We start from the raw sequence: 17,018 nt of genomic DNA, 5'->3' as shown, positions 1-17,018 counted from the left end.
GCAACCAAACAGGAGAACATCATATGTCATTAATTAATACTCAAATCAAACCATTTACTAACCAAGCATTTAAAGACGGTAAATTTATCGAAGTATCTGAAAAAGACGTAGCAGGTAAATGGAGTGTTTTCTTCTTTTATCCAGCGGACTTTACTTTTGTTTGCCCAACTGAACTCGGCGACCTTGCAGATCATTACGAAGAATTCCAAAAATTAGGTGTTGAAATTTTCTCTGTTTCTACTGATACACATTTTACCCATAAAGCATGGCATGCAAGCTCAGACACCATTGGTAAAATCAAATATGCAATGATCGGTGACCCAACGGGCGCACTGACACGTAACTTTGAAAATATGCGTGAAGCTGAAGGCTTAGCAGATCGCGGAACATTTGTGGTTGACCCTCAAGGTATTATTCAAGCCATCGAAATCACTGCTGAAGGTATTGGTCGTGACGCAGCTGACTTACTGCGTAAAGTGAAAGCGGCTCAATATGTTGCTAGCCACCCAGGTGAAGTTTGCCCTGCAAAATGGCAAGAAGGTGACGCAACACTGTCCCCATCTTTAGATTTAGTCGGCAAAATCTAATTCATTTTGATTGATTAATTTTAGATGACTCAAGTTACAGGCGCTAAGTGCAATAATACCATGCCTGTAACTTGCAGTATGACGGGTATATGTACCCGATTTTATGATAAAAATTAAAGGGGATTACATGCTCGACAACAATTTACAGGCCCAATTAAAAGCCTATTTAGAACGTTTAACTAAACCCGTTGAATTAGTTGCTAATTTAGACGACAGCCAAAAATCAAACGAAATTAAGCAATTGCTCAACCAAATTGCCTCGCTGTCTGACAAAGTGAGTGTACGTGAAGAGCGTAACAGCGCGTTAAGAACGCCATCATTTTTAATTACTAACCCAGGTGTTGACAGTGGCTTACGTTTTGCCGGTTCACCATTGGGACACGAATTTACCTCTCTTGTGCTGGCATTATTACAAATTGGCGGTCACCCATCAAAAGAAGCACAAGAGCTATTAGAGCAAGTGAAAGGCCTAGAAGGCGAGTTCCAATTCGAAACGTATTATTCATTATCTTGCCACAACTGCCCAGATGTCGTTCAAGCATTGAATTTAATGGCGGTTTTAAACCCAAATATCAGTCATACCGCGATTGATGGTGCGCTTTTCCAACATGAAATTGATGAGCGTAATGTAATGGGGGTTCCCGCTGTTTACTTAAATGGCAAAGAATTTGGTCAAGGCCGCATGACATTGAGTGAAATCGTCAGCAAAGTGGATACTAATGCAGATGCTCGTGCTGCTAAGTCATTGAGCGAACGTGAGCCTTTTGAAGTTCTGGTGATTGGTAGTGGCCCAGCAGGCGCATCAGCAGCAATTTATACGGCGCGTAAAGGTATTCGCACAGGCGTCATCGGTGAGCGTTTTGGTGGCCAAGTAATGGATACAGTTGATATTGAAAACTATATTTCAGTTATCAAAACAGAAGGTGCCATTTTTGCTGGTGCATTGAAAAACCATGTCGACAGCTATGATGTCGATGTAATTGATGGTCAATCCGTTGCAAAATTGATCCCAGCGACAGAAGAAGGTGGCTTACACCAAATTGAAACGGTTTCTGGTGGTGTTTTAAAATCGCGCAGCATTATTATTGCAACAGGTGCACGTTGGCGAAACATGGGTGTGCCAGGGGAGCAAGAATATCGCACTAAAGGGGTGACGTTCTGCCCACACTGTGATGGTCCATTGTTTAAAGGTAAGCGCGTTGCAGTTATTGGCGGTGGTAACTCGGGTATTGAAGCTGCCATTGACTTAGCTGGCGTGGTTGACCATGTCACTGTACTTGAGTTTGCACCAGAGTTAAAAGCGGACTCCGTTTTACAACAAAAAGCCCGCAGCCTGAAAAACGTCGATATTATTTTGAATGCTCAAACCCTTGAAGTAAAAGGTGATGGCAGCAAAATGACCAGCCTTGAGTATAAAGACCGCACAGATGAAAGTGTGCACTCTTTAGAGGTTGCCGGTGCTTTCGTACAAATTGGTTTATTGCCCAATACACATTGGTTAGGTGACGCTGTCACAAAAAACCGTATGGGTGAAATTGAGATCGATGCACGCAATGAAACCAGTGTAAAAGGCATATTTGCTGCGGGTGACTGTACGACAGTGCCATATAAACAAATTATTATCTCTGCCGGAGAAGGGGCAAAAGCCGCACTTAGCGCCTTTGATTACCTTATCCGCACAAGTACCAGAACCGCTGAATAGGTGTAATTTACCTTATATTCAGTGAGTTGTAGTCAAAAGGCAATCGGGGGCGAGTGCCTTTTTTTTGCACGCAATTTGTACAATAAAGGCTCAAAAGTGCCTAAAAGTGTTCAAGTGTGGACAACTTGTAGACACACTAAACGCTGATTTGGTGGTACTTACAGCGGAGAAATGCGTCCCCGTGTAGATAATTTGTAGACATGCAAAAGTTAAATTTACATCGTTTTTCGTCATCAAAATCATCTTAAAACGAACAATTATTTAAGCTAACTCCGTTCCTCCTTTTAGTGGATTATACGTAATCGCATCTTGAAGAAAGTCCGGTGCAAAGTGTGCGTAGGTCAGTGTTTGCTGTAATGTTGAACACGCTTGAACGTATTTATAATGCCGAGCCTGATTGAAGAGAGACAAAAGGCGGGCACTGTAGCTGAAATCGCTAAAGGTTAACCCCGACAACTCTATTTCCAAATTTCAGTAGAAACTGACGAATCATAGTATTACTCACAATGTCGCTTTTAACATTTGGCGTATGTTAATATCATTTTTTAGCCATCAGTATAAGGAAATTAAAGTGGCGAGTAGAGGTGATATAGAGAAGGGTAAATTACGCTATTCAGATGAAATTGGATGGATTGATGAAAATCACGCACAGGGGGCTGATGCTATTGCCTTAAAATCTCAGATGGAAAGTGAGAATGTTTCCCATGAACTTTTTAATCAATACCCTTCGCTAATGTCAACCCCATTATTTAAAACACATTTCATTGTTGAATATAGGCAGAAAATGTCCAAGTTTGGGTATACTGCTGCTAAAAAAGCGCAATGGCTGGTTAGGCGAGGATTAAATTCAGAAGATAAAAAATCTATTGCTTTAGCTATCATGTTGGATATGACAATACAGTTTGAAGCATTGCAGAGCAATTGGTTTTATGGTGGAATTTTAAGGAATGATAGTGGATTTAGTGGTGAGGATATTATCTCTAATCTATTTGGGTTTTATAAAATATATGAACCAAGAAATTATGAACCTCTACTAAAAATTGCGTCAAAAGATAAAGCCCTCAGAATATGGCATCACTATGGTTCAATCGGGAATTTTAAAAACAGAGAGCTACGACCTTGGATGTTTCCAGATCCTTTAGTCTTCCCAAATTCTAAACCCTATAAAAAAGCGTTACCTTACTTTTTAAAAACAATAACGCCAATTAATTTACGCTTAAATAATGGAGAAGTTGAGCCATTTTCACCTACGCAATACATACATTCTTACCATCTAAGCCGCTTTATCCCGTTTAAGTAAGTAGGGTTATTATGAAAAAAAGAAAAATTTGTTATTTTTTAATATTATTTGCATTTTGCTATTTTTTTATCTTATTGTCCCCAAGCCGAACAATTGGGTTGAATAATTATATCTATTCCTATGTATTAGTTGATAAGCTAATCAGAAATGCGCCCTTTAAAGAGTATGCATCTTCCTATAGTTATCATTCATTTGATAGATTTACTGAAGGAGGCTCTGGAATAACTTACACTGATATTCCTTTATCTGAAGTTGATCTGGTTAAAAATGGGTTGGAGTCTTATTTAATGTCCTCTTTGAAAGTGAAGAGAGTTCCATCTGAATCGTATGAAGAAGAAGGAATTTATCGTTATCGGTCTGTAAAAAACACTAAAAAAACATTTGTTATCAGTGTATATGAAAATAAAGGTGTAAAATGCATTTTTTTTTCTGAGGATACAGAACCTATGCTTGTTGATTAGTCATTAAGGTGCTAGGCACCTTAATTGATTTTCTTTAAATGTTACTATCACTTTTTATACTATAACCGGATGTACCTGCTATAACATGCGCCCATGTAATACTTTCATAATCGATTGTAATACTTTCATAGGGTTGTGCATCTTCATGAGTTAATGAATTGGGAAAATGAAGGGATACATTTTTGATGCTCGCATTTGTTAGTTTTATAGTGTAAAACTTTTCTTGATTACCACTTTCGCTTGTTCTGTAAAAGATAAAATCACATTCCATCAGCTCATTATTTGATATACTTACACCTAATAAAGGTGATGACTTATCAACTGGTTTGGTAATAGTTACAGGAGAGTGGCTCACATTTTGCGTTCTAAAAATGTCATGATCTAAAGAATAAATAAGGATTTCATCTTTATGCCTATCTTGATATTTGTTGCCAATTGAATCGCGTGTGGAGCAACCACCTGAAATCAACCCTTGGTTTTTTCCTGATAGTTTTAAATAAATTAAATTTGCCATTATTTACCTTTTGAGGTTTAAGTTAAATTAATAGAAAAGTATTAAAATACAAATTAATATAAAAACAATATTAATTTATTTCTTGCTTTGATAAAGATGCAGAGGAAACTTAATAAAATCAAATTATACACATCTAGCGTGGTCTTTTAAAAAACTAATCCGTAACATTAATTTCCAATATTAGACGAGATAATCATAATTTGATTATCTCGTCTAATAACTGTATAAAAAGTGCATAATATATACAGCCATCACTGAACGAGTCCTTCAGGTTTATCTTGTCATTACACCAGTAGAGTATGAAGAGTATTAGGTAAGAAAAACGCCTAGTTACTTCATGCAGAATAAGATCTAAATATCACACAAAACCAGTCATATCACTGATCATGAATTTCATTCATATTGTCGTGAAATTAAGTCGCTTTCACTCAGCTAATAGCTCTGGCATAAATGAGATAACGCTAACAAATTAACTTATTGACAACATAATGATTGATGAGTGAGAAATAAAAAATTCTATAAAATCAATAAGTCAGTCTAGTTTTTATCTTGGAATTTAGGGTGCGACGAAACAATGAACAATAATTTTACATTTACGATCAAAAGTAGTCTTTTTGATGAAAATTATAATCCTTCTGAAAATACACGTATAACAACTAACTTTGCTAATTTGGCCAGAGGGAAAAACCGCCAAGAAAATCTGCGTAACACGCTGGTAATGATAAACAATCGTTTCAACTCGTTGGCTTATTGGGACAATCCTAAGAGTGATCGCTATTCAATTGAGCTTGAAATTATTTCTGTGGAAATGAGTGTTGAAAATAATGGGAATGCATTCCCTGTTATTGAAATATTAAAAACCAATATTGTTGATAACAAAACAGGTGAAAGGACAGAGGGGATTGTTGGCAATAATTTTTCTTCATATGTGCGTGACTATGACTTCAGTGTTTTATTGCTAGAGCATAATAAAGACCAAACCAACTTTACTGTTCCAGAAAACTTTGGTGACTTGCATGGGAATATCTTTAAATATTTTGTTAACTCAAATGAATATAAAGCCCATTTTAATAAGGCACCCGTGATCTGTTTAAGTGTCTCAAATAAAGACATTTACTATCGTACGGGAAATCACCACCCTGTATTAGGCATCGAATATCAGCAAAATGGGGCTTCATTAACCGATCAATACTTTAAAAAGATGGGTTTGCAGGTTCGTTATTTTATGCCACAAAATAGTGTTGCGCCATTGGCTTTTTATTTTACGGGAGATCTGCTGAGTGATTACAGCAATATTGAATTGATAAGTACGATTAGTACGATGGAAACATTTCAGAAGATTTATCGACCAGAGATTTACAATGCGAATTCAGTCGCAGGGCAATGCTATCAACCGAGTTTGACGAACCAAGATTATTCATTAACAAAAATTGTTTATGACCGTGAAGAACGTAGCCGATTGGCTATTGAGCAGGGGAAATATACAGAAAAACACTTTATTAAACCCTATCAGCATATTCTAGAGCAATGGTCTGCTAACTACGCGCTTTGATTAATTAAAAATTTAAGGTCAATTGTCATGAAAATATTATTACCAACATCTACCGCTGGCAGCTTACCAAAGCCTTCATGGCTTGCTCAACCTGAGACGCTTTGGTCTCCTTGGAAGCTACAAAATGAAGAGCTCATTGAGGGAAAACAAGACGCATTGCGTTTATCTCTGGAAGATCAACTGCGTGCAGGGATTGATATTGTGAGTGACGGTGAACAGACACGTCAGCACTTTGTCACCACATTTATTGAACATCTTAGTGGTGTTGATTTTGAAAAACGTGAAGTGGTTAAAATCCGCAATCGTTATGATGCGAGTGTACCCACAGTCGTTGGCGCCGTTGAACGTCAACAACCTGTTTTTGTGGAAGATGCTAAATTTTTACGTAAGTTAACGAAACAGCCAATCAAATGGGCATTGCCGGGCCCGATGACGATGATTGATACCTTGTATGATAACCATTACAAAAGTCGCGAAAAACTGGCGTGGGAGTTTGCCAAAATCCTGAATCAAGAAGCAAAAGAGTTGGAAGCCGCAGGTGTGGATATTATTCAGTTTGATGAGCCAGCGTTTAATGTATTTTTTGATGAAGTCAATGACTGGGGCGTGGCGGCTCTCGAACGGGCCATTGAAGGTCTGAAATGTGAAACAGCTGTTCATATCTGTTATGGGTATGGCATTAAAGCCAATACAGATTGGAAAAAGACGTTGGGTTCTGAGTGGCGGCAATATGAGGAAGCTTTCCCAAAATTGCAAACATCGAATATCGATATTATTTCATTGGAATGCCATAACTCTCATGTTCCAATGGATTTGATTGAGCTTATTCGCGGCAAAAAAGTGATGGTGGGCGCGATTGATGTTGCCAGCAATGTTATCGAAACGCCAGAAGAAGTCGCCAACACGTTACGTAAAGCGCTTCAATTTGTGGATGCTGATAAGCTCTATCCGTCGACTAACTGTGGTATGGCACCGCTATCCCGTCAGGTCGCGAAAGGGAAACTCAATGCGTTAAGTGCAGGGGCGAAAATAATCCGCAACGAACTGTTAAATAAGTAATATCAGCCAAAATTGACCAGTAACAAGAAACTCAGAGTCGTTCTCTGGGTTTTTTGTTGCCTTGAATTTCTGCTTTCACTCTAACTTGAGGTATATTAGACATAATATCTTAAAATTATATTGAAATAGGAATATCGGCAATGGCGTTGATCCCTAAAAACTATGCGCGATTAGAAAGTGGCTATCGCGAAAAAGCACTCAAAATTTACCCTTGGGTGTGTGGGCGTTGCAGTCGCGAGTTTGTGTATTCAAATTTACGTGAGCTAACGGTGCACCATATCGACCATGATCATACCAATAACCCTGAAGATGGTAGCAATTGGGAATTATTGTGTTTGTTTTGTCATGATCATGAACATTCAAAATACACAGAAGCTGACATGTATGGGACGAATGTTGTGGCAGGGGAAGATGCACAAAATGATGTTGAAGCCGCAACCTATAACCCATTTGCTAATTTGAAATCGATGTTAGATAAGAAAAAATAATAGTGCTAAAGCTAGCGCATTGAAGTTAAACGCATTTTTTCTAGAAAATATAGCAAACAGGCCTCTATCCTCAGAGGCCTGTTTTATGGTGATCATAAAGTATATTAGCAACTTAACGCCTTTAATATCATATCTAGAGCCCTAAACCTTGTTGGTGAATTAGCACAAAATGGTTAAGCAGAGGTTTGACTTGATCGCCAAATACAAGCTATATTTAATTCATTCAAATGAATTAAATATTAACAAAAGAGGTGATTATGAACAGTCTGACGATACCAAGCCCATTTTCGTTTGAAGAACGTGACAGAAGGTGGGGCAATGCCAGGAAAATCATGAAAATGCATGATCTTGAAGTGCTGATGGTTTATGGGGATAGGGAATCCGCAGCGCCGGCGCCTTTTTGCATTGATCACTACTTTACCAATGATCGCTTAGGATCAGTGGTGATATTTCATCAAGATAAAGCCCCTCTCGTGGTGACATTTGCACCGATGATGGTTGCCGACCATATGCAAGCGCAAATGCGAGGCGATAGACAGTGGATCTCACCTGAGCAAATTGTTGTCGGAAAAACCGGGCGAAACATAGCACAGCTATTTGTGGATTTAGGTGTGTCGGCGAATGCGAATATTGGGGTTATTGGTTTAGAGCCATATCCGCCATTTTATTTCGATGGAGCAATGCCTTATAACACATTGGCAGGCATAAAAGCACGTTTACCACAACTTAACTTTATTCCGGTATATCACTCATTTTTCCAATTAGCGTCAGTGAAGAGTGCCGAAGAGCTTGAGCATGTGAAATATGCTGCAATGATAGGTGAGGCGATGAGTGAAGCGATGCGCGCTACGGCTATTGTGGGGAATTCAGAAGCGGATATAGCTGCCGCCGTCACGGCAAAATGTTTGTCGATGGGGGGATTTACGGCAGAAATTTTGATGGGTTCTGGCGCCGAATATATTGGTTGGGGACAGCCTGCGTGGCAATATCGCTCGCAAGCACCACGAAAAATACAGCAAGGTGATATTGTGCTAACAGAGATTTTCGCCCTGTATGGCATGTATGAAACACAGCATCAAGCTGCGGTTGCTGTGGGGAAAATTCATCCAAATATTGAGAAAGCCGCTGCGGTAGCAAGAGAGTGTTATGAGATTGGTGTTGAATGCCTTAAAGCGGGTATCACCTTTGGTGAAGTGGTTGATAAAATGGAGAAACCATTATTAAAGTCAAAAGGTTGGCATGTGCATCCGTTGATCCATAGCATCAATCCTTATGGTCCTATTGGTTTTGGTAGCGCACCTGGTATTGAATCATTACCCATTGCCCAAAAATACCGTCGATTAGAACGCTTACCCAATCCAGGTCGTGAATTGGTTTTACAAGAAGGAATGACATTTGCCTTTGAACCTAACTGTGCGTTTGGCTATCATTTGTGCAATCTTGGTGGAACAGTGGTTGTCGGTAAAGATGGTGGCATTGAATTGAACCATAATTCCACTTATCTTATGCGTGCAGACATATAATTTTAGGAATAATAGTAAAGTATGAATGACACGAATAAAAATACGCTTTCCTCAGAATTAACAAAAGAAAAGTTAATTAATGAAGGGATTAAACAATTTGCACTTCATGGTATTAATGGTGTGAGAACCCGTCAATTGGCTGAAAGTGCAGGTGTTAACCAGTCTGCGATCCCATACCATTTGGGGGGGAAGTTGGGTGTTTATTCTGCGGTTATTCAGAAAATTGCAACAGATTTATCTCGGGCAAGTAATGTTCAGGCGTTTGATGCTCAGTTTGCAATAGCTAAGCAACAAACGCCCATTAAACAAGAACAAGCAAATCAATTAATAACTTTACTGATCACTGGGTTGGGTAATGCACTTCTATCACCCAAACATGAATATTACTCGGTGCTTATTCTTCGTGAACAACTTGAGCCTACAGAAAATTATGACATTATTTATCGGGATTTTATCGAACCATTTCATAGTCGTTTGTCAGGGCTAATCCAAGCGGTAAATGCGATTGAACAGCAAACGGCTATTATCCGAGCTCATACCTTAATTGGACAGGTGCTGGGGTTTGTCGTTGCACGAAAACCGCTCCTTAAGCAATTGAATATACAGCAAATAAACGAAGAATTACTAAATAATATATTACAGCAAATTTGTTTAATCGCGACGCAATCCTTACTCATTGAACAATAATTGCTTAATAAAATAGCCACTTGTTAGATGAATGGAGTGGCTATTTTACGTCTCGATTTTTCAGTTATTAATGTATATCGTCATGGCTACGATATACCAGTGATAGTTTAGGGTGAGTCCACAGACTGGCCGGGGTCACAGTGGTTCGTTCCCACGGAATTTGCCCAATAAACCACAGCTTCCAAAAGTTTAATTTTGCATTCGGATTTTTTGCTAATAGTTCTTCAAACGTTTCAAGCTCACCTATTTTTACGGATAAAGCTGATTGGTAGATATCAAACACAAATTTAGAACAAAACTGCCTTGGTGAGTCGTAGTTAAACCCAGTATGGTAAAATTTATTTAGACGAGCAGGAACTTGGGCTACCAGTGCATTTTTTTGATCTTCTGTTAATGTTGGTGCAAAGCGGCGTACGCTATAGCGTTTATCTGAAGAGCGTGCAATAAAACGCGAAAGCGTGGTGGTTGTCGATAAAGGTACACGGCTTTCTGCGATTAAATAATCATTACCATCGTGACCAATAATCATACCGACATGGTTGCTCCAACATAAAGAGGCTGAAGCAATTTGGCGAAATAATTCAGTGCCGATACTGGTAAAAACAATATCACCCACCTCATATTCATAGGGATAGTCTGTTTTCATCATAAAAAACACCTCAATATAAAGGAATATCATTAAGGTATAGTTATAAAGCTTAACTCAAAGTTGACTATCAGATAAAAGGATAAAATCCATTTTGTTTAGCTAGGGTATATCTTGCTTATTTGTTCGCTCAGTCGCTTTACATGATACACAATATCGTTTTCAGTATGTGCCGCATAACCAAATAAGATAGCATTACGATTGGTGCTGTTTATGCAATATCGCGATAAAGGTTGTGCACCGAAACCTAATAAACGGCACTGCTCCAGCACCAGATTAATATCATAGCCAGCTTTTAGCCAACATACAGTGTGGATCCCTGAGTCTGTCATTTGCACATCAAATAGATGGGGAAGGTACAGATTAATGGCATTGAAAAAGGTATTTTGTCTATCATGGCATATTTTTCGTACTTTTCGCACATGACGAGCATAGTGACCCTCTTGAATAAACTGTGCTAATGCCGCTTGTTCTAAATAACCACAATGACTATCACTGTAATATTTCATCATGGTAAACGCATCACTCAGAATTGTTGGCACGATCAAAAATCCTAAACGAAATCCAGGATACATCATTTTTGAAAAGGTGCCTGCGTAAATTACTCGCTGGTGGTTATCTAAACCTTGCAACGCTTGAATGGGTTTGGATAAAAAGCGGAATTCACTGTTATAGTCGTCTTCAAATATCCATGCATTATTCTGCTGCGCCCAATCCAGCAATGCTAAACGACGTGATAGGCTTAGGGTTGTGCCGAGCGGAAATTGGTGAGAAGGTGCGGTGTAGACTAATTTTGCATCCCCATGGTGTTTTGCGCCATAAGCGATATCCATACCTTCATGATCAGAGGGAATTGGCGCTATTTCGGCACCTGTTGCCGTTAAAATAGCGCGAGCACTGTCATAGCCAGGGTCATCTAGCCATACCTTATCGCCTTGTTTTAATAGTACTTTTGCAGCCAGATTAATCGCTTGTTGGGTTCCATTGACAATGATAATCTGCTTTTCTTCGCATTGAACCCCACGAGTTGAATACACATAATCTACGAGTAATTTTTTTAGTGGCATAAAGCCATCAGGGTGATTGAAGCAGGGGATTGCTTGTTGAGATCTGCGCCAAACACGACCTAATAATCTCCCCCAAAGTTCGTGAGGAAACTGGTCAACACAACCAATCCCTATATTAAACATTTGGTAAGACTGTGTATTCGGCCGTGATTGGTTCCATAAGTTAGTTAATGTTGCGATCTTGGGGTTAAGATTAAGTGCGCTATATTCTGGTTGCTCAGTATGTTGTGACGGGGATGCAGTACGGACTAATTCATCAGGAATATTGGCTGAAACATAAGTACCAGACCCTTTTTTGGAATATAGATAACCTTCATCAATTAAGCGCTCAAAGCCTGCAATGACGGAGTTACGCGAAATAGACATCATCTCAGCCAGTGCACGAGAAGAGGGTAGTTTTACACCCGATGCAATACGGCCATCTAGGATGGCACTGCGGATCGTATGGTAAACATTCTCTTTGATATACCCCTCATCAAGTAAAAGCAATGGAAACTGGGTTTGTTGTTTACGTCGCATAAGTGGATCCTAAATAAATAGCAAAAGTGTATCTTATACAGCACCAAATAGGACTGTACTATAACCCCATTGTGTAATATGTCTACAATTAGAAGGGTTATTATGAATCAAAATACATTACCAGTATCGATTAAATTTGCTGCGCCAGAACATTATCCAGAATGGCTGGCTTATTGGTTGGAATACCAAAAATTTTATCAGGTTGAATTAAGCGAAGAAGTAACACAAAAAGCATGGGAACGTTTTTTTGATGTGAATGAGCCCATGTATTGTGCGGTCGCACTTGACGGTGGCAAAGTGGTTGGCTTTGTTAATTATGTATTCCACCGTTCAACATGGGCTAAAAATGACTTTTGCTATTTAGAAGATTTATATGTTACGCCTGAAATGAGAGGGCGACATGTGGGGAAGCAACTCATTGAGTTTGTTCAGGGTCAGGCACAAGATAAACAATGTGGTCGCTTATATTGGCACACACAAGAAACCAATTTACGTGGTCAAAAATTGTATAATTGGGTAGCAGAAAAACCGGGGGTGATTGAATATAGAATGCCATTGTAATAAAAGCAGTAGCATATCCTACATTTCAGTGAATGACTGGCTGGCCCGTTGTTAAGCAACAACGGGTTTTTATCTTCATGGGATTAAATGCAAGGAAAATAGCATTAATTTGCCAGTTGGCAACGAACGTCCATTAGCGCAAAGCCTAAAAGGTTCAAACCTTTCCAAGTTAAAGGGTTCTCAATATTTTCTGTATCTTCAGCAAGACCAATTCCCCATATTTTATCTACTGGACTGGCTTCAACTAATATGCGCTCATTGGTGGCCAACAAAAAGGCTTTAAGTTGTTCATTTTGGCTAAATTTAGCTAAATTTGCCGCAACAACGATGGAAAATCGGTTTTCATCCCAAATATCTTGTTTAAATCCACGTACTTCTCGGCCAAAGGCTTTTGCAGCACCAGGGTTTGGCGCATGAATTATTTTTTCTAGCGTTTCAATATCACCAAATAAGCGCGCTTTTTCCGCCATCATAAAATGCTCTGCACTTGCAAAGCGGTGCCCATCAACAATAAAAGGGGAAGGGTACCATTGGCTAAAGCAGCTTTTAGTGATTTGATTTTGTTTGGTTTGATGCCCCCAGAAAAAAACATATTTGAATTTTTTCCCAGAACGATATTGCTTACAAAGGCTTTTAATATCCATACATTAAGCTTAATTAAATAATAATTTAATTAGTAGCATACGAAGTAAAATGCAATGAGACTATCAGAATAGCCTGCTTATGGTGATAAGCAGGCTAATTAACTAGAGGACTTTACTTAAAAACGCTGCCGTACGTGGATTTTTCGGTGCGGAAAAAAGCTGTTCAGGCGTGCCTTCTTCTTGAATAATACCTTGGTCGATAAACATAACGCGATCAGCAACTTCACGGGCAAAGCCCATTTCATGGGTTACGATAACCATGGTCATACCTTCTGTTGCCAGTGTTTTCATCACAGACAATACTTCGCCAACTAACTCAGGATCCAGCGCCGACGTGGGTTCATCAAATAATAAAATGGAAGGTTGCATCGCTAAGGCGCGTGCAATAGCAACCCGTTGTTGCTGACCACCAGAGAGGCTTGCTGGCCATGCATCAATTTTATCTAATAAACCGACTTTGATTAAAAGCTGTTCAGCTTGCTTTAGTGCTTGTTCTTTTTTGAGTCCCTTAACTAAGGTAGGGGCCATCATTAAGTTTTCAAGCACCGTCATATGTGGAAATAAATTAAAACGCTGAAAAACCATTCCAACGTTTTCACGCATTTTATTTAAATCGGTTTTGGGGTCATGAACATCAAAACCGTTAACCCTGATTTCACCACCATCAGGGCGTTCTAGTGCATTTAAGCAACGTAAAAATGTACTTTTACCTGAACCGGAAGGGCCAATAACACAGATAACCTCTTGTGGCTGAATTTCACACGAAATGCCACGTAATACATGGGTTTCACCAAATTTCTTTTGTAAATCATTAACGTAAATCACTTCTGCCCAACCTTCTTTCCATATATTGTACTAACTGAGCCAGTATAAATGTCAGCATCCAATAAATAATTGATATTGTTAAGTAGGGTTCCCAGTATGTCGCGTAAGCGCCAGAAACTGTCCGCGCCGCATAGGCTAGATCGGCTAAACCAATGGCTGAGGCAAGTGATGAATCTTTGACAATGGCAATCGCGTTATTACCTAAGGGTGGTAAAATTCGACGGAAGGCTTGAGGAAGGATAACTTTGCGCATTGTTTTCGCCCAGCTCATTCCAAGTGCACGAGAGGCTTCCATTTGGCCTTTATCAATGGATTGTATACCAGCACGGAAAATTTCCGAAACATAAGCACCTGAATTTAAAGTAATAGCAATAATGCAGGATAAAAATGCGCCATAGTCTGAACGAAGCATTTTGGCCGTATCAATGGACATCAACCCAGATGTGACAAGCAATCCATCCCGTGGGTTAATAAACAATGGCACTAATGCAAAATGGACAACCATTATTTGAACAAATAGTGGCGTACCACGAAAGGCACTGACGTAGAAACGAACAGGCCATTGCACAAAATAATGTAAAATGGGTTTCCAAATCCCTTGTTCCGCTTTGGCCGTTCTCCCCAAGCCAAGCGTGAGTCCCCATAAAGAACCTAAAATAACGCAAATAATGGTGGCCTTGATGGTCATTAATGCGCCTTCAGCAAATAGCGGGGCGTATTCTTCAATTATTTCCCAACGAAACGCAGACATCTTAATTTCACCCTGATTTATAACGAGAAAAAGCCATCTAAAGATGGCTTTAAATTAAATAAAACTATTGTTTTGGTAATTGAGGAACATTTTCATCAAACCATTTTTGGTAGATTTGATTATAAGTACCGTTTTCAATGATAGTATTAAGGCCATTATTGATTTTTTGTTGTAATTCACTATTACCTTTAGCAACCGCAATACCGAAATATTGTTTTTCAAAATGGTTGTCATAAATTAACTTAAATTTTTTCTCTGGGTGAGTCTTAATGTAGTATTTAATAACACCAACATCACCTACGGCGGCATCAATACCGTCTTCATACAGTTCTTGTAATAACAGCGGGGTGTTATCGAAACGTTTAATCGATGTGCTGTTTTTACCCATAACATCGGATACCACAATATCCCCTGTGCTGGAATTTACGACGCCAACATTCAAATCTTTTAAGCTATTTAAATCGGTCACTGTTGATGATTCACTGATCACAATCGCTTGTTCAGCAGGGAAATAGGGGGTTGAAAAGTCGACCATATTTTTACGTTTATCGGTAATGGTGATACCGGAAATCAAAATATCCCTATCTCCTGAGGATAAAGTGGCAAAAATACCTTCCCATGGAGTGTTAACCAGTTTGACATCAAAACCTTCCGCATCTGCGATGGCTTTAATAATATCAATATCAAAACCTTCGAGTTGTTTTTGACTATTTTCAAATTCAAACGGACGGTATGTTCCACCGGCACCCACAGTATAACTGTCTTTTGCGTAAACATTCCCTGAGAGAGCCGCCAGTGTTAAACAACCAGCAAAAACAAGTTTCTTAAACATTTTAAACCTCTTTAATTATGCATTTATAGTGAATAAAAATACATAAAATTATTAAAGCAGGCAAATGATATTTAAACATTAAGGCGAGATAATTTAACTTTCTGCTATTGTTGGTCGGGCTGTTTATCCTTATTGCTGATTTTCACAGCTAAATGGGATTAAAAAATAACCAAAAATAACAGATTAAAAGTCTATTTTAGTTCGCTTTTTGTTAAACCAATCATAAAACGCATACGCTATCGCTGCGAGAGCTTTTTTTACCTATCTGCTACAAAAAATTAACGTTAGACTGTTTTGTTATCGACTTCTAATGTATTGATAAAAAACTAAAATACCATGGATAAGATTTTACTGGTTTTGTGGCCATTATTTGCGCTTATTGCGATGGGGTTTGTATTACGGCGAACGACATTATTATCAGCAGACTTTTGGCCTGGTGCGGAAAAATTAAACTATTTTATTTTATTTCCTGCATTATTAATTAATAGCTTAGGGAACGCGCCATTAGATAATCCCAAGTTACCTTATTTAGGTAGTGCGATCCTCTGCATTTTATTAGTAAGTTCATTGTTGGTGCTGCTAAGTAAATATTTATTCAAAATAACCATCCCGAGATTTGGGGCGCATATTCAAGGGATCACGCGTTTTAATACCTACTTAGGTTTGGCAATTGTAGCCGATTTATTTGGCAAAGAGGGGATTGCTATTGCTGCCGTGATTATGGCTATTTTAGTGCCAAGTTGTAATGTGATTGCAGTGCTCGCATTATCTTCAGGTAAAAAAGTTTCAGTAAAACAACTTTTATTACCCATCGTTAAAAATCCCCTCATTATTTCTTGTGTTGTCGGAGTTTTATTAAATATATCGCCAGTAGGACTACCTTTTGGTTCTGAACAATTATTGAAGTTATTAGCCGCAGCAAGTCTACCTTTAGGGTTGATTTGTATTGGTGCTGCTTTACAAACAGCGACACTGCGTAAAGAGTTTAAGCCTATAATGTTGTCAACTTTATTACGCTTGCTTGCCATGCCAATATTAGCGGTGCTTACAGCAAAGTTATTTTCGCTACCTGATTTAGAGGCGGTGTTATTAGTGATATTTTTTGCTATACCAACCGCGCCAACGGCTTATATCTTAACGCGCCAACTTAATGGTGATAGCCAATTAATGGCTGGGATTATCACATTACAAACCATTATTGCCGTATTTACCTTGCCTATTGTTTTATCATTCGTGATGCATTAATGGTGATATGTTTTGCAACTGTCACATTGATACTCTATGTTATCGGGGGGATTAC

Annotated in this window: 18 protein-coding genes and 1 pseudogene; 11 read left to right on the top strand and 8 right to left on the bottom strand. The window is 38.8% G+C overall.

Annotated features, from left to right (window positions below):
• The first annotated feature begins 23 nt into the window (after positions 1-23).
• Positions 24-587: an alkyl hydroperoxide reductase subunit C gene (gene ahpC / locus AB6N04_RS07215; protein ID WP_369311210.1), complete on the top strand. Its 564-nt coding sequence runs from the start codon at positions 24-26 to the stop codon at positions 585-587.
• A gap of 127 nt (positions 588-714) precedes the next feature.
• Positions 715-2,289, top strand: coding sequence for an alkyl hydroperoxide reductase subunit F (gene ahpF / locus AB6N04_RS07210; protein WP_369311209.1), 1,575 nt, complete (start codon positions 715-717; stop codon positions 2,287-2,289).
• 261 nt (positions 2,290-2,550) lie between these two features.
• Here ahpF and AB6N04_RS07205 read toward each other — a convergent pair.
• Positions 2,551-2,652, bottom strand: a pseudogene (locus AB6N04_RS07205) (integrase); the annotation flags it as partial.
• A 208-nt stretch (positions 2,653-2,860) separates the two neighbouring features.
• Here AB6N04_RS07205 and AB6N04_RS07200 point away from each other — a divergent pair.
• Positions 2,861-3,589 (top strand): hypothetical protein, encoded by a 729-nt coding sequence (locus AB6N04_RS07200; protein WP_369311208.1) that lies wholly within the window; start codon positions 2,861-2,863, stop codon positions 3,587-3,589.
• An 11-nt stretch (positions 3,590-3,600) separates the two neighbouring features.
• On the top strand, positions 3,601-4,050 hold the full coding sequence (locus AB6N04_RS07195; protein ID WP_369311207.1) for a hypothetical protein: 450 nt from the start codon (positions 3,601-3,603) through the stop codon (positions 4,048-4,050).
• Positions 4,051-4,084: 34 nt separating this feature from the next.
• On the opposite strand, the gene AB6N04_RS07190 is transcribed toward AB6N04_RS07195, so the two are convergent.
• Complete coding sequence (locus AB6N04_RS07190; protein WP_369311206.1) at positions 4,085-4,564, bottom strand: Hcp family type VI secretion system effector; 480 nt, start codon at positions 4,562-4,564, stop codon at positions 4,085-4,087.
• A gap of 574 nt (positions 4,565-5,138) precedes the next feature.
• Here AB6N04_RS07190 and AB6N04_RS07185 point away from each other — a divergent pair.
• The 5 genes from AB6N04_RS07185 (at position 5,139) to AB6N04_RS07165 (ending at position 9,873) form a co-directional block, all read left to right on the top strand.
• Positions 5,139-6,116: a DUF1852 domain-containing protein gene (locus AB6N04_RS07185; protein ID WP_369311205.1), complete on the top strand. Its 978-nt coding sequence runs from the start codon at positions 5,139-5,141 to the stop codon at positions 6,114-6,116.
• A gap of 27 nt (positions 6,117-6,143) precedes the next feature.
• Complete coding sequence (locus tag AB6N04_RS07180) at positions 6,144-7,175, top strand: methionine synthase (protein ID WP_369311204.1); 1,032 nt, start codon at positions 6,144-6,146, stop codon at positions 7,173-7,175.
• A 140-nt stretch (positions 7,176-7,315) separates the two neighbouring features.
• Positions 7,316-7,663 carry an HNH nuclease YajD gene (yajD, locus tag AB6N04_RS07175; RefSeq protein WP_369311203.1) on the top strand — a complete coding sequence of 116 codons (348 nt, stop codon included), beginning with the start codon at positions 7,316-7,318 and terminating at the stop codon, positions 7,661-7,663.
• Positions 7,664-7,920: 257 nt separating this feature from the next.
• Positions 7,921-9,186: a M24 family metallopeptidase gene (locus AB6N04_RS07170; protein WP_369311202.1), complete on the top strand. Its 1,266-nt coding sequence runs from the start codon at positions 7,921-7,923 to the stop codon at positions 9,184-9,186.
• 21 nt (positions 9,187-9,207) lie between these two features.
• Positions 9,208-9,873, top strand: coding sequence for a CerR family C-terminal domain-containing protein (locus tag AB6N04_RS07165; RefSeq protein ID WP_369311201.1), 666 nt, complete (start codon positions 9,208-9,210; stop codon positions 9,871-9,873).
• Positions 9,874-9,940: 67 nt separating this feature from the next.
• Here the strand turns inward: AB6N04_RS07165 and AB6N04_RS07160 are convergent, their stop codons facing one another.
• On the bottom strand, positions 9,941-10,519 hold the full coding sequence (locus AB6N04_RS07160) for a YebB family permuted papain-like enzyme (RefSeq protein WP_369312027.1): 579 nt from the start codon (positions 10,517-10,519) through the stop codon (positions 9,941-9,943).
• Positions 10,520-10,617: 98 nt separating this feature from the next.
• Positions 10,618-12,105, bottom strand: coding sequence for a PLP-dependent aminotransferase family protein (locus AB6N04_RS07155; RefSeq protein WP_369311200.1), 1,488 nt, complete (start codon positions 12,103-12,105; stop codon positions 10,618-10,620).
• 102 nt (positions 12,106-12,207) lie between these two features.
• Here AB6N04_RS07155 and AB6N04_RS07150 point away from each other — a divergent pair, with 102 nt between their 5' ends.
• Entirely contained in the window at positions 12,208-12,666 is a 459-nt protein-coding gene (locus AB6N04_RS07150) for an N-acetyltransferase family protein (RefSeq protein ID WP_369311199.1), read from the top strand.
• A gap of 104 nt (positions 12,667-12,770) precedes the next feature.
• Here the strand turns inward: AB6N04_RS07150 and AB6N04_RS07145 are convergent, their stop codons facing one another.
• The 4 genes from AB6N04_RS07145 to AB6N04_RS07130 all read right to left on the bottom strand — a co-directional run bounded on the left by AB6N04_RS07145 (position 12,771) and on the right by AB6N04_RS07130 (position 15,718).
• A complete protein-coding gene (locus tag AB6N04_RS07145; RefSeq protein WP_369311198.1) occupies positions 12,771-13,310 on the bottom strand; it encodes an NADAR family protein in 540 nt (179 codons plus the stop codon).
• A gap of 102 nt (positions 13,311-13,412) precedes the next feature.
• Complete coding sequence (locus tag AB6N04_RS07140; RefSeq protein ID WP_369311197.1) at positions 13,413-14,135, bottom strand: amino acid ABC transporter ATP-binding protein; 723 nt, start codon at positions 14,133-14,135, stop codon at positions 13,413-13,415.
• Complete coding sequence (locus AB6N04_RS07135) at positions 14,122-14,886, bottom strand: amino acid ABC transporter permease (RefSeq protein ID WP_369311196.1); 765 nt, start codon at positions 14,884-14,886, stop codon at positions 14,122-14,124. The genes AB6N04_RS07140 and AB6N04_RS07135 overlap by 14 nt, the downstream gene beginning before the upstream one ends.
• 64 nt (positions 14,887-14,950) lie before the next feature.
• A complete protein-coding gene (locus AB6N04_RS07130) occupies positions 14,951-15,718 on the bottom strand; it encodes a basic amino acid ABC transporter substrate-binding protein (protein WP_369311195.1) in 768 nt (255 codons plus the stop codon).
• Positions 15,719-16,054: 336 nt separating this feature from the next.
• Between AB6N04_RS07130 and AB6N04_RS07125 the strand changes: the two genes are divergently transcribed.
• Complete coding sequence (locus tag AB6N04_RS07125; protein ID WP_369311194.1) at positions 16,055-16,963, top strand: AEC family transporter; 909 nt, start codon at positions 16,055-16,057, stop codon at positions 16,961-16,963.
• Positions 16,964-17,018 lie beyond the last annotated feature (55 nt).

The sequence above is a fragment of the Providencia rettgeri genome (assembly GCF_041075285.1).
Classification (GTDB): Bacteria; Pseudomonadota; Gammaproteobacteria; order Enterobacterales; family Enterobacteriaceae; genus Providencia; species Providencia rettgeri_G.
Note: the sequence above shows the minus strand (reverse complement) of the source record. Positions and strands in the feature narration are given on the sequence as shown.

Coding starts and splice junctions, on each gene's coding strand:
- AB6N04_RS07180 (WP_369311204.1), top strand. CDS start 6,144: ATGAAAATATTATTACCAACATCTACCGCTGGCAGCTTACCAAAGCCT.
- ahpF (WP_369311209.1), top strand. CDS start 715: ATGCTCGACAACAATTTACAGGCCCAATTAAAAGCCTATTTAGAACGT.
- yajD (WP_369311203.1), top strand. CDS start 7,316: ATGGCGTTGATCCCTAAAAACTATGCGCGATTAGAAAGTGGCTATCGC.
- AB6N04_RS07130 (WP_369311195.1), bottom strand. CDS start 15,718: ATGTTTAAGAAACTTGTTTTTGCTGGTTGTTTAACACTGGCGGCTCTC.
- AB6N04_RS07195 (WP_369311207.1), top strand. CDS start 3,601: ATGAAAAAAAGAAAAATTTGTTATTTTTTAATATTATTTGCATTTTGC.
- AB6N04_RS07135 (WP_369311196.1), bottom strand. CDS start 14,886: ATGTCTGCGTTTCGTTGGGAAATAATTGAAGAATACGCCCCGCTATTT.
- AB6N04_RS07185 (WP_369311205.1), top strand. CDS start 5,139: ATGAACAATAATTTTACATTTACGATCAAAAGTAGTCTTTTTGATGAA.
- ahpC (WP_369311210.1), top strand. CDS start 24: ATGTCATTAATTAATACTCAAATCAAACCATTTACTAACCAAGCATTT.
- AB6N04_RS07145 (WP_369311198.1), bottom strand. CDS start 13,310: ATGGATATTAAAAGCCTTTGTAAGCAATATCGTTCTGGGAAAAAATTC.
- AB6N04_RS07125 (WP_369311194.1), top strand. CDS start 16,055: ATGGATAAGATTTTACTGGTTTTGTGGCCATTATTTGCGCTTATTGCG.
- AB6N04_RS07170 (WP_369311202.1), top strand. CDS start 7,921: ATGAACAGTCTGACGATACCAAGCCCATTTTCGTTTGAAGAACGTGAC.
- AB6N04_RS07150 (WP_369311199.1), top strand. CDS start 12,208: ATGAATCAAAATACATTACCAGTATCGATTAAATTTGCTGCGCCAGAA.
- AB6N04_RS07190 (WP_369311206.1), bottom strand. CDS start 4,564: ATGGCAAATTTAATTTATTTAAAACTATCAGGAAAAAACCAAGGGTTG.
- AB6N04_RS07155 (WP_369311200.1), bottom strand. CDS start 12,105: ATGCGACGTAAACAACAAACCCAGTTTCCATTGCTTTTACTTGATGAG.
- AB6N04_RS07165 (WP_369311201.1), top strand. CDS start 9,208: ATGAATGACACGAATAAAAATACGCTTTCCTCAGAATTAACAAAAGAA.
- AB6N04_RS07160 (WP_369312027.1), bottom strand. CDS start 10,519: ATGAAAACAGACTATCCCTATGAATATGAGGTGGGTGATATTGTTTTT.